Raw genomic sequence first — 16,839 nt, 5'->3', positions numbered from 1 at the left:
CGGTTATCGGGTAGCCGGAAAACTTTTCGCCTTCGCTGCAATGCGGTGAGCTGAGAAAAGTTTACGCAATGCCGCCTAGATTTTGCCCAAATGATAAAAATGCTCAAGCTTTCATCACGCAGTCAAAACCAGTCCAGTTGGCCCTGTTGCAGGCGCATGGCGAAATGGGGCAAGGTCGCCGTGCAAACGAGCGACGTCATGGCCCTGCGAACGATCCTGACTTTCCTGCTTCTCATATCCGTCGCCGGCGGCGCCCGCGCCGATTTCGCCGACGGCAAGCTGCCGGACGGCGTCTATCACTGCGAGGTCTACCTGCTCGGCCTGTTCCTCAACCTCGGCGAGATCACCATCAAGGGCAGCCTCTACAGCGGCCCTGTGACCTTCGGCGCCGCGCCGCCGCCTTACAATTACCAGATGAACCCCAATGGCGAGATCACCTGGCTTGGTCCGCTCGGCGGCTACACCAGCGGCGGCAATTCGATCTCAATGACCCAGGCGACGCTGGACGACCCAAGCGGCCCCTCTTTCGACATCATCATGAAGCAGCAGGACGGCGCCTTCACGGCCTCGACCTGCACCAGAAGATAGCCCGCATAAAAAAGGCGCGGAACCCTCGCGGGTCCCGCGCCAGCAGGCAGTCGGGAGGTCAGATGGTCTTGGCCGACATCTGGGCTGCGATGTAGTCGGCCTGCCGGATCGCCAGCGTCACGATGGTCAGCGTCGGATTTTCCGCCGCGCCGCTGGTGAACTGGCTGCCGTCGGAAACGAACAGGTTCTTGATGTCGTGCGACTGGCCGTGCTTGTTGACGACGCCGTCCTCCGCCTTCTCGCTCATCCGGTTGGTGCCGAGATTGTGGGTCGAGGGATAAGGCGGCGTCGGGAAGGTCCTGGTCGCGCCGACTGCGGCATAGAGCGCCTGACCCTGCTTATAGGCATGGTTGCGCATGGCCTCGTCGTTGGGATGATCGTCGAAATGGACGTCGGCGATCGGCATGCCGTGCTCGTCCTTTTCGTCCTTGTGCAGCGTGATGCGGTTCTCCTCGCGCGGCATGTCCTCGCCGACGATCCACAGGCCCGCCATATGGTCGTAATGGTCGAGAGCCGTGGTGAAGGAACGGCCCCAGCCGCCCGGATTGAGGAAGGCCGCCATGAACGGCAGGCCGAGCGACAAGGTCTCCATCTCATAACCGCCGACGAAGCCGCGCGAAGGATCGTGGCGCGCCTCGTCGCGGATGATGCCGGCCATGGTGGTGCCGCGATACATATGCACCGGCTTGTCGAAGATGGCGTAGACCGAGCCGGTGGTGTGGCGCATGTAATTCTTGCCCACCTGCCCCGACGAGTTGGCGAGCCCGTGCGGGAACTTGCTCGACTCCGAATTGAGCAGCAGCCGCGGGCTCTCGATCGAATTGCCGGCGACGGCGACGATGCGGGCCTTCTGCTCCTGCAGCTTGCCGTCCTTGTCGGCGTAGACGACGCCGGTCACCTTGCCTGAAGCGTCATGGTTGATCTTGATCGCCATCGAGTTCGGCCGAACCTCCAGATGTCCGGTCGCCTCGCCCTTCGGGATTTCGGTGTAGAGCGTCGACCATTTGGCGCCCCATTTGCAGCCCTGGAAGCAGAAGCCGGTCTGCTGGCAGGAATTGCGGTCGTCGCGCTCCACCGAATTGATGGCCATGTTGCCGGTGTGGCACTCCTTGTAGCCGAGCTTGTCGGCGCCGGCCTTGAGCACCTTGAAGTTGTTGTTGCCCGGCAGCCGCGGCCAGTTGTTGGTGCCGGTCACGCCCATCTTGGCTTCGGCCTTGGCGTAATAGGGCTCCATCTCGGCCAGCGTCACCGGCCAGTCCAAAAGGTTCGCGCCCTTGACCTTGCCGTAGGTCGTGGCCGTCTTGAACTCGTGCTCCTGGAAGCGCAGCGAGGCGCCTGCCCAGTGCGTGGTCGAGCCGCCGACCGATTTGACGATCCAGGCCGGCAGGTTCGGGAAATCCCTGGCGACGCGCCAGTCGCCCGAGGTGGTGCGCTTGTCCTTCCAGGCGAGCTGGGCGAAGGAGTCCCACTCGTCGTTGATGAAGTCCTCATATTCGTGGCGGGCGCCCGCCTCGAGGATGACGACGTCTATCCCCTTCTGCGCGAGCTCGTTGCCGAGCGTGCCGCCGCCCGCGCCGGAGCCGATGATGACGACCACGCCGTCATTGTTGAGATCAAATGAAGCTGCCATGGTTTCCTCCCATGAAATCCGTCGAAAAGCGGTTCGTGACAGAGCGGCCTACAGCCACTCGATGTCGTTGAAGCCGCGCGCGATGTAGCCGCCCTTGGAATAGGACTCGCCCTCGTAGCCGAAGATCGGCCACACCTCCTTCTGATTGTAGAGGCTGACGACAAGCCCGCCGCGAACCGCCTGGAAGAAGGGCGTCTTCTCGATGCCGGTGAGAAGCGCCACCCGCTGCTCCTCCCAGCCAAGCCCGCGATAGCCGCCCTTGCCGGCCTTCTTGTCGAGCTCGGCGATGCCCTTCTCGATCAGCTCCTTGTGCGCCGGGTCCTTGGCCGCCGTCTCGTCATGACCCTTGACGGCAATGGCGTAATATTTGTCCGGCACCTGGTCGTGCGGATAGATGTCGCGCGCCACCTGGATCAGCGTCGCCATCGTCTCGGGCTTCAGCGCCGAGGTTTCGAGACCCCAGGCGTGTTCCGGGCTGTTGATGGCGCTGCCGGAGATGATGAGCAGCGCGCCCGCGCCGCCGCGCTTGAGAAGCTCGCGCCGCGAAAGCCCGGCTTTCTGCTCGTAATCCGGTGTCTTCTCGTAGACTGTGACCATGATTTCCTCCCTGCTTGCTGTTCGCACCCCCGTGGGAGTGCCGTTGCTGGCGCCGCGCCTCTCCGCGGCAGATGTCCCCTATTGGAAGCGCCCTCCCCGCTGCAGGACCTCGATCTTGTAGCCGTCGGGATCCTCGATGAAGAAGAAGCGGGCGATCTGCGCCCCGTCGCGGTTGAACTCGACGATCTTCTTCGGGTTGAGACCGAGCGCGCCGATACGGTCGTGCTCGCTGTCGAGATCGGCGACCGAGACGGCGAGATGGCCGTAGCCGTCGCCGAGCGCATAGGGTTCGGTGCGCCCCTTGTTCACGGTCAGCTCCACCTCGAAAGGCGAACTGGCATTGCTGAGATAGATCAGCGTGAAGGTCTCGAAATCGAGCCGCTGCGCGATCTCGAGGCCAAAGGCCTTGTTGTAGAAATCGACGGACCGCGCCTCGTCGAGAACCCTGATCATGGAATGGATCGTCTTCGCCAAATCGGACTCCGCAGCTCTTCGTGCTCTCGAAGCTGATTATGCGCGCCTGCGAAAAATGGTGGTGGCAGCCGATTACCACGCGTGGGGCTGGAAAACGGCTAGTGTCGCTACAGTTTTAGCTGCATGCCGCCCAAAAGTGTGCCGCGGTTTGGGGAACGGCATGCAGCAAACAAAAGCTTAGAGCGCGTTGCGCCGAAACGGTTTCGGTCGACGCGCTTTAAGGACGAAAGTCCGATTGCCGTTGCCGGCTATCGGATCGAAGATGACCGACGCAGGCAGTGTTCAAAGAGGCGCCAGCCAGCTCAATCGGCGCCCAAGACAAATAACAAACGGGAGGTACCGATGTGCAGAGTCTTCGCCGGGCAAGACCCGGAAGGCTATCGGCAGATCAACAGGTCGATCCGCATTGACGGCCATTCGACCAGCATCCAGCTCGAGGCGACGTTCTGGGGTCTGCTTGACGAGATCGCCGACAGCCAGGGACTGACGACCCCGAAATTCATCTCGAAGCTTTACGACGAGGCGATCGAGATCAATGGTCAGATCCCGAACTTCGCTTCCATGCTGCGCACGACCTGCGCGCTCTATCTGCGGGGCCACCGGCCCAACGCCGAGGAGCGGGCCGCGTTGAAGCGCGAAGCCGCCTAGCTCTCTGCGGCGACTTCAAGCGCCAGCCGGGTCATGTCGGTGAACAAAGCCTGGCGCTCCGAATACTCGGTCATCTCACCGGTGGCGATATGATCGACAACGGTGAGCAGCGACAGCGCTCGTGCGCCGAATTGCGCCGCGATGCGATAGAGCGCGCTGGTCTCCATATCGACGGCCAGCGCTCCGAGCGCCATCGGCTCGTCGAACCGGGCGCGGCCGCCGGGATGGTGGAACACATCGCTGCAGATCGTCAGTCCAGCGACGCTGGCGATGCCGAGTTCGGCCGCGCGTCGCAGCGCCAGCGCATGCAGCGCCGGGTCCGGTCCCGCGGGCTGGTATAGCCCGAACACCTGCCCGCTGATTGCGCCCTCCGCCCGCACCTCGCTGGAGATCACGACGCCGCGCAGGGGCACTTCTTCCGACAAGCCGCCGCAGGTGCCGGTGCGTATCAGCGTTTTGGCGCCATGATAATCGAGCAGTTCGTGGGCGTAGATCAGGAAGGACGAAACACCGATGCCGGTCGCCTGGATGCTGATGGGCTTGCCGCGGAACCGGCCGGTGAAGCCCAGCGCGCCCCTTCGGCGGTTGACGCGGCGCGGCGCCTCGAGAAAGGTTTCCGCCATCCATTGGGCACGCTCGGGATCGCCCGGCAACAGCACGGTTTCGGCATAATCCCCCCGGTCCGCCTCGATATGCGGCGTCACGCGCTATCACCCCCATGATAGACCCATCCGGTCGCCATCATGACAGGGTGGCCGCAATCCGCAAGCGATCGCTTATTTAGAGCAGGTCCAGGGAAACGCTGAAACGATCTAGGATTCCAGAACGTCCTTGACGATCGTCGCCAATTGCTTGAGCGAGAACGGTTTCGGCAGGAAGCCGAAATGCGCGTCGGCCGGCAGATTCTTCGCGAAGGCGTCCTCGGCATAGCCCGAAACGAACACGAACTTGATGTCCGGCTGACGCTTGCGCAGCTCGCCGAGCAATGTCGGCCCGTCCATCTCCGGCATCACCACGTCGGACACGACGATATCGACCTTGCCGCCGAGCGCCTCGAACACCTCCAGCGCCTCGACGCCCGACGATGCCTCGTGCACGGTGTAGCCGCGCGAGGTCAGCGCCCTGACGCCGCCCATGCGCACGGCGTCCTCGTCCTCGACCAGGAGCACGGTGGCCGAGCCGGAGAGATCCTTGGCCGTGTCGGCCGGCCTGGCCGGCGCCGTCGCGGCGGCGGCCGGCGCCTCGCTGGGCTCGGCCTGCTTCTTCACCTCGGCGATGTGGCGCGGCAGGAAGATACGGAACACCGTGCCCTTGCCGACTTCGGAATCGCAGAAGATGAAGCCGCCCGTCTGCTTGATTATGCCGTAGACCATCGACAGCCCGAGGCCGGTGCCCTTGCCCACTTCCTTGGTCGTGAAGAACGGCTCGAAGATCTTCTTCAGCACGTCGGGCGCGATGCCGCTGCCGGTGTCCTCGACGTCGACGAGCACATAATCGGCCGGCGTCAATTCGCGATAGGCGAAGGATTTGCACTCTTCCGCCGTGACGTTGCGGGTGCGCACGGTAAGGTCGCCGCCGCTTGGCATGGCGTCGCGCGCATTGACCGCGAGATTGACCACCACCTGCTCGAACTGGCCGATATCGACCTTGACCGGCCACAGGTCGCGGCCGTGATCGATCTTGAGCTTGATATCGTTGCCGACCAGCCGGGCAAGCAGCATCCGGAGATCGGCCAGGACATCGGTCAGGTTGAGCACTTCCGGCCGCAGCGTCTGCTTGCGCGAGAAGGCCAGCAATTGCCGCACGAGCGAGGCCGCCCGGTTGGCGTTCTGCTTGATGTTCATGATGTCGGGGAAGGACGGGTCCGACGGCCGGTGATTGGTCAAGAGAAGGTCGGACGCCATGATGATGGCGGTCAGCACGTTGTTGAAGTCATGCGCGATACCGCCGGCGAGTTGCCCGACCGCCTGCATCTTCTGGCTTTGCGCCATCTGCCCCTCGAGCGCCTTCTGCTCGGTGGTCTCGACCGCGTAGACGATGGCCGATTCCTCGGCGCCCTCACTACCCGCGCTGTCGGCCACGGCGTTGACGTAGAAGCGGATGTGGCGCTCCTCGTTGCCAGGCAGCACGGAGTCGATCGGCTCGATATTGGCCTGCCGCTGCCGGGCCTTCTCGAAGGCGGCGGCGAAGGCCGGCCGGTCGCGTTCGTGGACGATGGTCTCGAACCGCACCCGCCGGTCGACGGCGTCGCGATCGACCACGGATGAAAACAGCTGCAGGAACGGCGCATTGGTGCGCAGGATGCGTCCGCTCGCATCGACGCCGGCAATGGCCATCGGCGTTGAGTTGAAGAAGCGGGTGAAGCGAACCTCCGACGCTCTGAGTTCGGCCGAAGCGTCCTCGCCCTGGGTACGGTTGAGCACGATCGTGCGGGTCGGGCCGTTCACGCCTTCGCGGCTTGCCGAAACCCGGTGCATGAAGCGCACGGGCAGCGCCTGGCCGCTCATGGTGGTGAGGTCGAGGTCGATGACGGCGTTGCGGGTCGTGCCCGGATCGGCCTTGACCGAACGCACCAGCGCCATGCCGTCGCCGGCGATGATTTCCGGCAGCGTGATGGCGCCCGGCGTGAAGGAGGCAAGGTCGATGCCCAGCCACTCGGCGAGCGTGGCGTTGATATAGGTGACACGGCCTTCCTGATCGGCCGAGAAGAACCCGGCCGGCGCATGGTCGAGATGGTCGATGGCTTTCTGCAGGTCGAGGAAGAAACGCTCCTGCTCCGCCCGTTCCTGCGAAATGTCGGCGAGCTGCCAGGCCAGCATCGGCAGCCTTTGCCCGGGCATGCTGAAGGCGCGGGCGCGGGCCCGGTACCAGCGCGCGCCGGGCTCGGCGCCCGGCTTGATCGACTGCGCCAGCCGGAACTCGCCATCGCCGGCCTGGCCGTCGCGCAGGCCCGATGCCAGCCGGTAGATCGTCATCGAGGCTTCGGGAACATCCGACAGCAGCCCTTCGACCGTCTTGAGATCGGCGGCCGAGGCAGCACCCGTCATATCGGCATAGGCGCGGTTGGCGTAGACGACGCGGCCCTTGGTGTCGGTGACCAGCAGGCCCTGCGACATCGAGTCGACGAAGGCCTTCGACAATTCGTCGCCGGTCGAGCGCGGCGCGATCTGCACGAAGCCGATCGCTGTCGCGAACAGGAAGCCGACGCCGATCATGGCGAGCACGCCGAGCATGCCGAGCAGGAAAGGATCGCCGAGACGCTCGCGGAAAAGTCCGAAGACGATCGCGGCGCCGGTCAGCACGACGATGAATACGATGAGCCTGGCGACGGCGCCCGGACGCGTGTTCTGGTCGACGATCGGTACCGGATAGAAATCGCCGCGCGCTTCCTTGGCCATGTTCCCCCTGCTCGTGATTCCGGTGTCCGATGGGCGCGGACGGCCGGTTGAATCACATTCTCCTGTAACGGAAAAGGCCTCGGCGGCAAATGTCCGATAAAATCAACGATTCATGTTTCAAACTGTTCACGATAGGTGATGTGAACTTGCGGCGGGCCGCCGTGGCGGTCTAGTGTCGCCTCACTCGAAGAGGCAATTGGGTGCACCGATGCTGCAGTGGCTGGATAACGTGGCGGGTCCGGGTTATGTCGCTGCAATCCTGTGGACGTTCGCGGCGCTGATTTTGCTTGTCGTCGTCCTGCTCGTTATCAAGGTGGTGCGCAACCTGACCTTCGGCACCTTCGTGGCCGGCGGCAGGAACCGCAAGACGCGCCTTGCGGTCATGGATGCCACCGCCGTCGACAGCCATCGCAGGCTGGTGCTGGTACGCCGCGATGACATCGAGCACCTGATCCTGATCGGCGGCCCGACCGATGTCGTGGTCGAGCGCGATATCCGGCTGGCAGCACCTCGCCGACCTGCTCTGACCGGCGACAGCACGCAGCAGCAGGCGTCAGCCACAGCTCCCCGTCCCCGCGCCCCACAACCGGCGCCGGCTCCCGCACCTGCCCCCGTCAGGCAACCATCGCCGCCTGCCGCCCAGCCGGCAGCTGCCACACGCCCGCGCGCGCCGGCGCCCGCTCCCGCGCCCAAGCCGGCGGCGCCAAGCCAACCGACGGCCAAGGTCATGCCGCTGCCGGGCTACGGGACGGCCAACGGCAGCACCAGATACACGCCGCCGCCCTCGAACGATTCCATCGACGATACGCTGATGCACGAACTCGAGACCTCTCTCGACGAGACGCACTCCCAGCCGGCGGCAAGCAAACCAGCGCCCAAGCCTTCCCTCGATGACGAGATGACCAAGCTGCTTGGCGAATTGGGCAGCCATAAGCGCTGACCTAACGGCAACACGTTTCACGGTCTCCGTGAAACACTTTGGCGCTAAAAACAAAATGGCCGGAAATCCGGCCATTCTCTACGTTTTCTTGCCTATTCGGTTCGCGTCAGTCGTCGCGATAGACCTTCTCGCGGCGCTCGTGGCGCTCCTGCGCCTCGATCGACAGCGTCGCGATCGGGCGCGCGTCAAGTCGCTTCAGCGCGATCGGCTCCCCGGTTTCCTCGCAATAGCCGTAGGTGCCTTCGTCGATGCGCTGGAGCGCAGAGTCGATTTTCGAGATGAGCTTGCGTTGGCGGTCGCGGGCGCGCAATTCGATGGCGCGGTCGGTTTCGGAAGAGGCGCGATCGGCCAGGTCGGGGTGGTTGGCGTTTTCCTGCTGCAGGATTTCGAGGGTCTCGCGCGCTTCGCGCAGTATGTCGTTCTTCCAGGTGATAAGCTTTTGGCGGAAGTACGATTTTTGCCGTTCGTTCATGAACGGCTCGTCTTCGGAGGGTACGTAATCGGCGGTAACGATGTCGTTCATTCGACTCACCCAACAACCCCAAAATTTGGCGCCTATATATTAGGGGACAACAGCCTGCACAAGCGTTATCGGACAGAGTTTCACGCAATTGTTAGTCTCGCATCGGCGGCTCCTCTCGACGACGTTGTTTCAACCGCAGACAACGAATTCGCACATGATTCGTTGCAGTTGCTGGCCCCAACCATTGTGCATGACATCGTTCTGGTGACTAATCGCGCTTTGCTACGAAGGCGGTGCCATGGGGGTCCGGTTGAGCAGGCTTTATCTGTTGCGGCATGCCAAGGCCGGCTGGGCGCTGCCCGGCGTGCGCGATTTCGACCGCCCGCTCGACGAATCGGGCATGGCCGATGCCGAAGCGATCGGCGAGGCCATGCGGGCCCGCAACTATGTGCCGGACGTCACGCTTTGCTCCAACGCCAAGCGCGCAAGGCAGACGCTGGAAGGCCTGGCGGGGCGCATCGACACCGGCCGGGTCCTGTTCTTCGACACCCTCTACAGCGAGGATGCGGCCGGCTACCTCGACATCATCCGGAAAAATGGCGGCGCCGATCAGCTTCTGGTGATCGGCCACAACCCCATGACCGAGGACTTGGCTGTGGCGGTGTCGGGCGACGGCGATGAGGCGGCGCGCGGCATGATGAACCACGGTTTTCCGACCTCCGGCCTCGCGGTGGTGCGCTTTCCCGGCAACCTTGCCGAAGCGGCGCAGGGCAGCGGCTATCTCGAAGCCTTTCTCACGCCCGCCGCCCTTTGAGGCCATTTCAAACCCGCGGCCCAAAGCCTATATCGGACGCTGGCGCGCAACCCGAGACCTGATTTGGCATCATCGCTGACGAATTTCACCGACGAGGCAAGGATTGCGCTCGACACGCTGTCGGGCCGCGCCGCCGGGCTCTTCTCTCCGTCGTTGCGTCTTGGCGTCACCGGGCTCTCCCGCGCCGGCAAGACCGTCTTCATCTCCGCCCTCGTCCACAACCTCATCCATGGCGGACGCCTCCCGCTGTTCGAAGCGCAGAAATCCGGCCGCATCGCCCGCGCCTTCCTCGAGGAGCAGCCGGACGATGCAGTTCCGCGTTTTCAGTATGAAGACCATGTCGCGGCTTTGGTGAACGACCGCGTCTGGCCGGACTCGACCCGCGCCATCTCCGAGCTTCGGCTCACCGTCGAATATGAGTCGGCTTCCGGCTGGAACCGGCTGTTCTCAGCCGGAAAACTATCCATCGACATCGTCGACTACCCCGGCGAATGGCTGCTCGACCTGCCGCTGCTCGGCAAGTCCTTCGCCGATTTTTCGCGCGAGGCGGTCGAGCTGGCCGCCCTGCCCGTCCGCTCCGACCTGTCGCAGGCATGGCGCGAGCTGGCTTCCACCATCAGCCCCGATGCCGATGCAGACGAGATGACGGCGCGCCATCTGGCCGAGAGCTTTGCCGCCTACCTCAAGGCCTGCAAGCTCGACGAACGCGCGCTGTCGACGCTGCCGCCCGGCCGTTTCCTGATGCCGGGCGATCTGGAAGGCTCTCCGGCCCTCACCTTCGCGCCGCTGATGACGCTGTCGCAAGGCCGGCCGCGCTCCGGATCGCTGCAGGCGATGATGGAGCGCCGCTACGAGGCCTATAAGACGCATGTCGTCAAACCGTTCTTTCGCGAGCACATCGCCCGCCTCGACCGGCAGATCGTGCTAATCGACGCCATGCAGGCGCTCAATGCCGGCCCGGCCGCCATGGCCGATCTGGAGCGCGCGGTCACCGAGATCCTGTCCTGCTTCCGGCCCGGACGGGGCAATTTCCTGACCGACTTCTTCTCGCGCCGCATCGACCGCATCCTGGTCGCCGCGACCAAGGCCGACCATCTGCACCATGAAAGCCACGACCGGCTGCAGGCGATCGTGCGCCGGCTGACCGACCGCGCCGTCGCGCGGGCGAATTTCAGCGGCGCCGCCGTCGATGTCGTCGCCATGGCCGCGGTTCGCTCGACCCGCGAGGGCACGGTGAAGCAGGGCCGCGAGACGCTGCCGGTCATCATCGGCACGCCGCTGAAGGGCGAGAAGATCAACGGCGAGACATTCGACGGAAAGACCGAAACCGCCATATTCCCGGGCGATTTGCCGGAAAAGGTCGATGCGGTGTTCGACATGTCCGGAGCGCCCGACAGCGCCGAACCGGCGATCCGCTTCGTGCGTTTCCGTCCGCCGAAGCTCGAACGCACCGCCGAAGGCGTCACGCTGTCCCTGCCGCATATCCGGCTCGACCGCGCGCTGCAGTTCCTGATCGGAGACCATCTGGCATGACCGCGCCCCGCAAACCGGCGGCCTTCCGCATCGAGCCTGAGACCGAGGCGCCGCCGCAACAACAGCAAAACCGCGTCGCCGAGGAGCAGCCGGCGCGCAGGCCACGCGCCGCGAGGTCGGATGTGGCAGTCGTGATCCCCTCGGAAGTCGACGTCTTCGACGAACCGGACATCGAGGCCGCGGTTCCGCCGCCGGCGCGGCGAAAGCGTTCGCTGCTGGCGCGGCTGTTCTTCGGCGCTCTTGGCGCGCTCGTCTCGCTGGCGGTCGGCCTGTGGGCCGATCAGCTCATCCGCGACCTGTTCGCACGCGCCGAATGGCTCGGCTGGCTGGCGGCCGGCCTTGCAGCGATCGCGCTGCTTTCGCTGATCGTCATCCTCATCCGCGAATTCCTCGCCATCGCCCGCCTGGCCGAAGTCGAGAAGATGCAGAAGCGGGCGCTGGATGCGGTCGCGCGTGACGATCCCAAGGCCGCGCGCGCCTTGGTCGGCGAGCTCTCGGCTTTCGTCGCCGCCAAGCCCGAGACGGCGGCCGGCCGCCGTTCGCTCGCCGAATTGCGCGGCGAGATCATCGACGGCGCCAATCTGGTGCGGCTGGCCGAGACCGAGATCCTGTCGCCCCTCGATGCCCGCGCCAAGATCATGGTCCTCGAGGCGGCGAAGCGCGTATCCCTGATCACGGCGGTCAGCCCCCGCGCGCTGGTCGACATCGCCTATGTCGTGTTCGAAGCCGGGCGCCTGATCCGGCGGCTCTCCGAGCTCTATGGCGGCCGCCCAGGCACGCTCGGTTTCTTCCGGCTGGCGCGCGGTGTGCTCGCGCATCTGGCGGTGACCGGCTCGATCGCGGTCGGCGACAGCTTCGTGCAGCAGATCGTCGGCCATGGGCTTGCCGCGAAGCTCTCGGCAAAACTCGGCGAGGGCGTGGTCAACGGTATGATGACGGCGCGCATCGGCATCGCCGCGATGGAAACCGCCCGCCCCCTGCCGTTCATCGCCGTCAAGCGCCCTGGCCTGGGCGATTTCCTCTCGGCGCTGACCTCTTTTGCGGCAAAAAAGGACGGTCAGGCAGACGAATAGGGTAAACGCGAATGCCGCCGGTAGTGACGAAGCGTTAACCAATCTTCTCCATGGTCAGCCTGGTCCCAAGAATAGACTCTGTCGTGCCGGGTGTCGTCCATGAGAAGCGTGATCTTGTCCTGCGTGCTGCCTGCGACGGTTGCGATTGCCGCGCCGCTCGGATTGGTCGAAAAGGCCTTCGGCGCGGAACCGGACAAGCAGTTCTTCCATTCGGTCGAAGGCAGATGGGTCGGCCCTGGCGAGATCATCGCCGGCAAGTACAAGGGTACCAAATTCACCTGCGATTTCAACGGCTCGACGCCGGCCAGCAAGCTCGGCATGACGCTTGACGGTGGCTGCAGGGTCGGTGTGTTCACGCAAAAGATGTCGGCCAGCGTCGAGCGTAAGGGTCGCGACGGTTACAGGGGCACCTTCATGGGCGGCTCCACCGAAAGCGGAATGGACATTGTCGGCGGCAATGTCGTCGATGCCCAGAAGGTCGTCTTCACCATCAACCGCAAGCAGCTGAACGGCGTCATGCAGGCGCGCGTCCCCGACGGCAATTCGATGACCGTGACGGTGGCCGTGCGCGTCAACAATCAGCTGGTGCCGGTGATCGGCATGAGCCTGAAGCGGATCGACTCGGTCGAGGTCGGCGCCATCGCCAAGAACTGACCGGCGCGGTCCCGGCAACCGCGCCTACACTCACGAAAATAGACGGCTCAAGTCAAAGTCGGGAAGTGGCAAGCCACTTTGCGGCCTGGACTGTATTCCTTCAGTTCCGGCCGTTCCGAGCGGCAGCGATCAACCGCGATCGGGCATCGCGGGTGGAAACGGCATCCGGACGGAGGCTTCAGCGGGCTCGGCACGTCGCCGGTGAGGATGATGCGCTTGCGCGCGCCCGTGGGCGTCGTCTCGACGACCGGAACGGCCGAGATCAGCGCCTGGCTGTAAGGATGGGCGGGCGTCGCGAACACGTCTTCCGCCGGTCCTTCCTCGACGATCGAGCCGAGATACATCACCGCGATGCGTGTCGAGACCTGACGCACCACCGAGAGGTCGTGGGCGATGAAGATATAGGTGAGCTTCAGCTTCTCCTGCAGGTCGGCCAGCAGGTTGACGATCTGCGCCTGAACCGACACGTCCAGCGCCGAGACGGGCTCGTCCAGCACGACAAGGTCGGGGTTCAACGCGATCGCCCGCGCGATGCCGACGCGCTGGCGCTGGCCGCCGGAGAATTCATGCGGATAGCGCATCACGTGGTCCGGCAGCAGCCCCACCAGATCGAACAGCTCCGCCACGCGCGCGGTGACCTCCTTGGATGAAAGCTTGCCGTGGATGCGCAACGGCTCGGCCACGAGGTCGCCGACACGCCGGCGCGGATTGAGCGAGGCCGAGGGATCCTGGAAGACCATTTGCAGGCGCCGCCGCAGCGGCCTGAGCTCGGACAACGACTTCGCGGTGATGTCGTCGCCTTCGAACAGAAGCTTGCCGTCGGTGATGTCGTAGAGCCGGACCAGGCAGCGCGCCAGCGTGGACTTGCCGCATCCGGATTCGCCGACCAGGCCGACCGTCTCGCCGCGCCGCACGGTCAGCGAGACGTTGTCGACCGCATGCACGGTCCGCCTGCCCTCGGCGGAAAAGCAGGTGCCGATCGAAAAGCGCTTGGCCAGCGAGCGCGTCTCGAGGATCGGTCGGTCGGCGTCAATCATTGCTTCGCTCATGCCTATGCCACCCGAAAACATGCGGCGGCATGCGCGCCGCTGCCGAGTCCTGGCTTGCCGGCCTCGCAAGGCTCGTAGCGGACGGGACAGCGCGGACCGAAGGCGCAGCCTTGCGGCAGCCGCAGTAAGGACGGCGGCGAGCCGGGAATGGCCGGCAGACGGCGCGGCTTCTGGCCGGTGAGCGGCGGGATCGAGCCGAGCAGCGCGCGCGTATAGGGATGCCGCGGATCGGAAAACAGCTCAGTGCGGGTGCCGCGCTCCACCACGCGGCCGGCATACATGACCATGACGCGGTCGGCGAGCTCGGAGACGACACCCATGTCATGCGTGATGAAGACCACGGCCGACTTATGCTTCGCCCGCAATTTGCGCACGAGATCAAGGATGCCGGCCTGCACGGTGACGTCGAGCGCGGTGGTCGGCTCGTCGGCCACCAGCAGCGCCGGATCGCAGGACAAGGCCATCGCGATCACCGCCCGCTGCCGCATGCCGCCTGAAAGCTGGTGCGGATAGCGCGACATCGCCTCATGCGGATTGGGGAAATTTACCTCCGCCAAGAGCTGCTCGACGCGCTCCATCGCCTTGGCCTTGCTGACGCCGCGATGCGCCCGGATCTGCTCGGCGATCTGCCAGCCGATCGTGTAGACCGGCGTCAGCGCCGTCATCGGATCCTGGAAGATCATCGCGATCTCGTTGCCGCGCAGGCGCCTCAGCTCGCGCGGCGACAGGCCCACCAGCTCGCGGCCCTTGTAGCGGATCGAGCCTTCGATGGTGGCGTTCGGATCGGTGATGAGCCCCATCACGGCGAGCAGCGACACCGTCTTGCCCGAGCCGGATTCGCCGACGACGCCAAGGATCTCGCTCTCCTCGAGGTCGAAGGAAACGCCGTCGATGGCCCGCACCGGCCCGTCATGGGTTCGGAAGGACACTTTGAGATCGCGCACCGACAGTATCATGATGTCCTCAGGCGCGGATCGAGAAGGATGTAGACGAAATCGACCACGGCATTGGCGACGACCACGAACATGGACGCATACATGACCGTCGCCATGATCATCGGCAAATCGAGGTTCTGCAATGCGTCATAGGTGAGCTTGCCGATGCCGTGCAGGCCGAACACGACTTCGGTCAGCAAGGCCGAGCCGCCCACCAGCGCGCCGAAGTCGAGGCCGAACAGCGTGACGAAGGCGATCAGCGAGGTGCGCAGCGCGTGGCGGAACAGGATGCGGGTCTCCGACAGGCCCTTGGCGCGGGCGGTGCGGATGTAATCCTCCTGCATGGATTCGATGATGGCCGCGCGCAACACCCGCCCGTAGATGCCGATATAGAGGATGGCCAGCGTGATCCACGGGATAATCAGCGTCAGGAACCAGCCTTTCGGATCGTCCGAAAAGTTCTTGTAGCCGAGCGGCGGCACCCAGGAGAACGCCCAGCTGTCGTGATAACGGCTCTGGGTGATCAGGTTCATCACCTCGCCCAGCCAGTAGACCGGCATGGAAATGCCGAGCAGGCCCAGCGCCATCAGAAGCTTGTCCAGCCAGCTGTCGCGGGTGGCCGCGGCGACGATGCCGATGATGATCGAGACGACCACCCATAGCACCGCGGCCCCGAACACCAGCGAGAGCGTGACGGGAATCGAATCCATGACGGCCGGCACCACCTTCCAGCCCCGATTGACGAAGGAGGTCAGGTCGCCGGTGACGAAGATCTTCTCCATCATGCGCGTGTATTGCACATAGAGCGGCTGGTCGAAGCCGAAGCTGTGGCGCACCGCCGCCAGCACTTCAGGCGACGCGTTGCGGCCGGCGATGCGTGCGGCGGGGTCGGCGCCGGGCGTGGCGAAGAAGATCAGGAAGACGATGACCGAGATGCCGAACATCACGAACAGCATCTGACCGAAACGGCGCAGGATCGCGTAGATCATCAGTCGCGCCCCAGCCGGACTTTCGAGCGCGGGTCGAGCGCATCGCGCAGACCGTCGCCGAAGACATTGAGTGCCATGACGGAAACGGCGATCGCCAGCCCCGGCACCAGCGCCACCAGCGGCCGCGTGTAGAGCAGCGCCTGCCCGTCCTGGATGATGGTGCCCCAGCTTGCAGCCGGCGGCTGCACGCCGATCGACAGGAATGAAAGCGCTGATTCCGTCAGCATGTTCAGCGCCATCATCAGTGGCACGAAGACGATGAGCGTGGTGGTGATGTTGGGCAGGATGTCGCGCAACAGGATGCGCCAGCCCGGCACGCCGAGATTGATCGCGGCGAGCACGAATTCGCTGTGCCGCAACGCCAGGACCTGCCCGCGGATCGGGCGCGCGACATAGGGTATATAGACGATGCCTATGATGATAATCGGCAGCCATAGGCTGCCCGACTGGATCTCGATCGGCCCGATCGCTATGCCCTGCGCGATGGTGACGATGGAAAGCGAGATCGCCAGGAGATAGATCGGAAATGCCCAGAGCACGTCAAGGAAGCGCGACAGCACCGTGTCGGTGATGCCGCCGAAATAGCCGGCGATCAGTCCCGCCATCGTGCCGAAGATCAGCGTGAAGATGGTGGCAGCACCCGAGATCAAAAGCGAGTTAAGGCCGCCATAAAGCAACCTTGCCATGACGTCCCGTCCCTGGCTGTCGGCGCCGAGGAAATAATTGCCGAGCCGCCAGGTCGGACCGATCGGCGTGTAGCCAAGCCCCAGTCCTTCGGTCGACTGTTCCATCACCGGAACGTCGGCGCCGTCGATCTGGATGACGGCGTCGAGCGTCGAGGCGAACGGATCCGTGCCCGCCCATTTCGCGTAGAGCGGCGCGCTGAAACAGGCGAGAACGATGATGAGGAACACGGTCAGGGACGCCATGGCGGCCCTGTCCGTTGCCAGCTTCGCAAACGCGACGGCCCAAGGCCCTCGCGTCTTGCGCGGCATGGCTGCGACTTGGCTGGACACGTTTATGTCCTTCGCGGTTCGTTACTGCATCCAGGCCC

General features: G+C 64.5%; 17 protein-coding genes. 7 read left to right on the top strand and 10 right to left on the bottom strand.

Going from position 1 to position 16,839, the window contains the following annotated elements; translation table 11 throughout:
• Nucleotides 1-198 precede the first annotated feature (198 nt).
• Nucleotides 199-588, top strand: a complete 390-nt coding sequence (locus RFM41_RS18780; RefSeq protein ID WP_320245019.1) for a hypothetical protein — start codon at nucleotides 199-201, stop codon at nucleotides 586-588.
• 58 nt (nucleotides 589-646) lie between these two features.
• Here RFM41_RS18780 and RFM41_RS18775 read toward each other — a convergent pair whose 3' ends face one another.
• The 3 genes from RFM41_RS18775 to RFM41_RS18765 form a co-directional block, all read right to left on the bottom strand.
• Nucleotides 647-2,218 (bottom strand): GMC family oxidoreductase, encoded by a 1,572-nt coding sequence (locus RFM41_RS18775; protein ID WP_320245018.1) that lies wholly within the window; start codon nucleotides 2,216-2,218, stop codon nucleotides 647-649.
• Nucleotides 2,219-2,266: 48 nt separating this feature from the next.
• A complete protein-coding gene (locus RFM41_RS18770) occupies nucleotides 2,267-2,815 on the bottom strand; it encodes a gluconate 2-dehydrogenase subunit 3 family protein (protein ID WP_320245017.1) in 549 nt (182 codons plus the stop codon).
• 78 nt (nucleotides 2,816-2,893) lie between these two features.
• A complete protein-coding gene (locus tag RFM41_RS18765; RefSeq protein ID WP_320245016.1) occupies nucleotides 2,894-3,289 on the bottom strand; it encodes a VOC family protein in 396 nt (131 codons plus the stop codon).
• A 342-nt stretch (nucleotides 3,290-3,631) separates the two neighbouring features.
• Here RFM41_RS18765 and RFM41_RS18760 point away from each other — a divergent pair, with 342 nt between their 5' ends.
• On the top strand, nucleotides 3,632-3,937 hold the full coding sequence (locus tag RFM41_RS18760) for a ribbon-helix-helix domain-containing protein (RefSeq protein ID WP_320245015.1): 306 nt from the start codon (nucleotides 3,632-3,634) through the stop codon (nucleotides 3,935-3,937).
• On the opposite strand, the gene RFM41_RS18755 is transcribed toward RFM41_RS18760, so the two are convergent.
• Both RFM41_RS18755 and cckA read right to left on the bottom strand, forming a co-directional pair.
• Nucleotides 3,934-4,641, bottom strand: a complete 708-nt coding sequence (locus RFM41_RS18755; RefSeq protein ID WP_320245014.1) for a purine-nucleoside phosphorylase — start codon at nucleotides 4,639-4,641, stop codon at nucleotides 3,934-3,936. The two genes, RFM41_RS18760 and RFM41_RS18755, sit on opposite strands and share 4 nt — an antisense overlap.
• A 108-nt stretch (nucleotides 4,642-4,749) precedes the next feature.
• Nucleotides 4,750-7,335 (bottom strand): cell cycle histidine kinase CckA, encoded by a 2,586-nt coding sequence (gene cckA, locus RFM41_RS18750; RefSeq protein ID WP_320245013.1) that lies wholly within the window; start codon nucleotides 7,333-7,335, stop codon nucleotides 4,750-4,752.
• 208 nt (nucleotides 7,336-7,543) lie between these two features.
• Here cckA and RFM41_RS18745 point away from each other — a divergent pair, with 208 nt between their 5' ends.
• Nucleotides 7,544-8,275: a flagellar biosynthetic protein FliO gene (locus RFM41_RS18745; RefSeq protein WP_320245012.1), complete on the top strand. Its 732-nt coding sequence runs from the start codon at nucleotides 7,544-7,546 to the stop codon at nucleotides 8,273-8,275.
• A gap of 106 nt (nucleotides 8,276-8,381) precedes the next feature.
• On the opposite strand, the gene dksA is transcribed toward RFM41_RS18745, so the two are convergent.
• Nucleotides 8,382-8,798 (bottom strand): RNA polymerase-binding protein DksA, encoded by a 417-nt coding sequence (gene dksA / locus RFM41_RS18740; protein ID WP_040972254.1) that lies wholly within the window; start codon nucleotides 8,796-8,798, stop codon nucleotides 8,382-8,384.
• Nucleotides 8,799-9,048: 250 nt separating this feature from the next.
• Here dksA and RFM41_RS18735 point away from each other — a divergent pair, with 250 nt between their 5' ends.
• From RFM41_RS18735 to RFM41_RS18720, 4 genes are all read left to right on the top strand, one after another.
• On the top strand, nucleotides 9,049-9,552 hold the full coding sequence (locus RFM41_RS18735; RefSeq protein WP_320245011.1) for a SixA phosphatase family protein: 504 nt from the start codon (nucleotides 9,049-9,051) through the stop codon (nucleotides 9,550-9,552).
• A 63-nt stretch (nucleotides 9,553-9,615) separates the two neighbouring features.
• The gene (locus RFM41_RS18730) at nucleotides 9,616-11,085 is read left to right on the top strand and encodes a YcjX family GTP-binding protein (RefSeq protein WP_320245010.1); all 1,470 of its coding nucleotides are present in this window, start codon (nucleotides 9,616-9,618) and stop codon (nucleotides 11,083-11,085) included.
• Nucleotides 11,082-12,158, top strand: coding sequence for a YcjF family protein (locus RFM41_RS18725; protein ID WP_320245009.1), 1,077 nt, complete (start codon nucleotides 11,082-11,084; stop codon nucleotides 12,156-12,158). Before RFM41_RS18730 ends, RFM41_RS18725 begins: the two co-directional genes overlap by 4 nt.
• 99 nt (nucleotides 12,159-12,257) lie before the next feature.
• Nucleotides 12,258-12,812, top strand: a complete 555-nt coding sequence (locus tag RFM41_RS18720) for a hypothetical protein (RefSeq protein WP_320245008.1) — start codon at nucleotides 12,258-12,260, stop codon at nucleotides 12,810-12,812.
• 47 nt (nucleotides 12,813-12,859) lie between these two features.
• Here RFM41_RS18720 and RFM41_RS18715 read toward each other — a convergent pair whose 3' ends face one another.
• From RFM41_RS18715 to RFM41_RS18700, 4 genes are read right to left on the bottom strand one after another with little or no spacing between them, the layout of a single operon-like run.
• Nucleotides 12,860-13,849: an ABC transporter ATP-binding protein gene (locus tag RFM41_RS18715; protein ID WP_320245479.1), complete on the bottom strand. Its 990-nt coding sequence runs from the start codon at nucleotides 13,847-13,849 to the stop codon at nucleotides 12,860-12,862.
• Nucleotides 13,850-13,863: 14 nt separating this feature from the next.
• Nucleotides 13,864-14,817: an ABC transporter ATP-binding protein gene (locus tag RFM41_RS18710; protein ID WP_320245007.1), complete on the bottom strand. Its 954-nt coding sequence runs from the start codon at nucleotides 14,815-14,817 to the stop codon at nucleotides 13,864-13,866.
• Complete coding sequence (locus RFM41_RS18705; RefSeq protein ID WP_320245006.1) at nucleotides 14,814-15,785, bottom strand: ABC transporter permease; 972 nt, start codon at nucleotides 15,783-15,785, stop codon at nucleotides 14,814-14,816. The genes RFM41_RS18710 and RFM41_RS18705 overlap by 4 nt, the downstream gene beginning before the upstream one ends.
• A complete protein-coding gene (locus RFM41_RS18700; protein ID WP_430691480.1) occupies nucleotides 15,785-16,780 on the bottom strand; it encodes an ABC transporter permease in 996 nt (331 codons plus the stop codon). The genes RFM41_RS18705 and RFM41_RS18700 overlap by 1 nt, the downstream gene beginning before the upstream one ends.
• Nucleotides 16,781-16,839 lie beyond the last annotated feature (59 nt).

The sequence above is a fragment of the Mesorhizobium vachelliae genome (assembly GCF_033977325.1).
In the GTDB taxonomy this organism is placed as follows: Bacteria; Pseudomonadota; Alphaproteobacteria; order Rhizobiales; family Rhizobiaceae; genus Mesorhizobium; species Mesorhizobium vachelliae.
The sequence above is the reverse complement of the archived record's forward strand: the minus strand, read 5'-3'. Positions and strand labels throughout refer to the sequence as shown.

Bases quoted from the DNA above. Each gene is read 5' to 3' on its own strand.
- RFM41_RS18780 (WP_320245019.1), top strand. From the start codon at position 199: ATGGCCCTGCGAACGATCCTGACTTTCCTGCTTCTCATATCCGTCGCC.
- RFM41_RS18775 (WP_320245018.1), bottom strand. From the start codon at position 2,218: ATGGCAGCTTCATTTGATCTCAACAATGACGGCGTGGTCGTCATCATC.
- RFM41_RS18770 (WP_320245017.1), bottom strand. From the start codon at position 2,815: ATGGTCACAGTCTACGAGAAGACACCGGATTACGAGCAGAAAGCCGGG.
- RFM41_RS18760 (WP_320245015.1), top strand. From the start codon at position 3,632: ATGTGCAGAGTCTTCGCCGGGCAAGACCCGGAAGGCTATCGGCAGATC.
- cckA (WP_320245013.1), bottom strand. From the start codon at position 7,335: ATGGCCAAGGAAGCGCGCGGCGATTTCTATCCGGTACCGATCGTCGAC.
- RFM41_RS18745 (WP_320245012.1), top strand. From the start codon at position 7,544: ATGCTGCAGTGGCTGGATAACGTGGCGGGTCCGGGTTATGTCGCTGCA.
- dksA (WP_040972254.1), bottom strand. From the start codon at position 8,798: ATGAACGACATCGTTACCGCCGATTACGTACCCTCCGAAGACGAGCCG.
- RFM41_RS18725 (WP_320245009.1), top strand. From the start codon at position 11,082: ATGACCGCGCCCCGCAAACCGGCGGCCTTCCGCATCGAGCCTGAGACC.
- RFM41_RS18720 (WP_320245008.1), top strand. From the start codon at position 12,258: ATGAGAAGCGTGATCTTGTCCTGCGTGCTGCCTGCGACGGTTGCGATT.
- RFM41_RS18715 (WP_320245479.1), bottom strand. From the start codon at position 13,849: ATGATTGACGCCGACCGACCGATCCTCGAGACGCGCTCGCTGGCCAAG.
- RFM41_RS18710 (WP_320245007.1), bottom strand. From the start codon at position 14,817: ATGATACTGTCGGTGCGCGATCTCAAAGTGTCCTTCCGAACCCATGAC.
- RFM41_RS18705 (WP_320245006.1), bottom strand. From the start codon at position 15,785: ATGATCTACGCGATCCTGCGCCGTTTCGGTCAGATGCTGTTCGTGATG.
- RFM41_RS18700 (WP_430691480.1), bottom strand. From the start codon at position 16,780: ATGCCGCGCAAGACGCGAGGGCCTTGGGCCGTCGCGTTTGCGAAGCTG.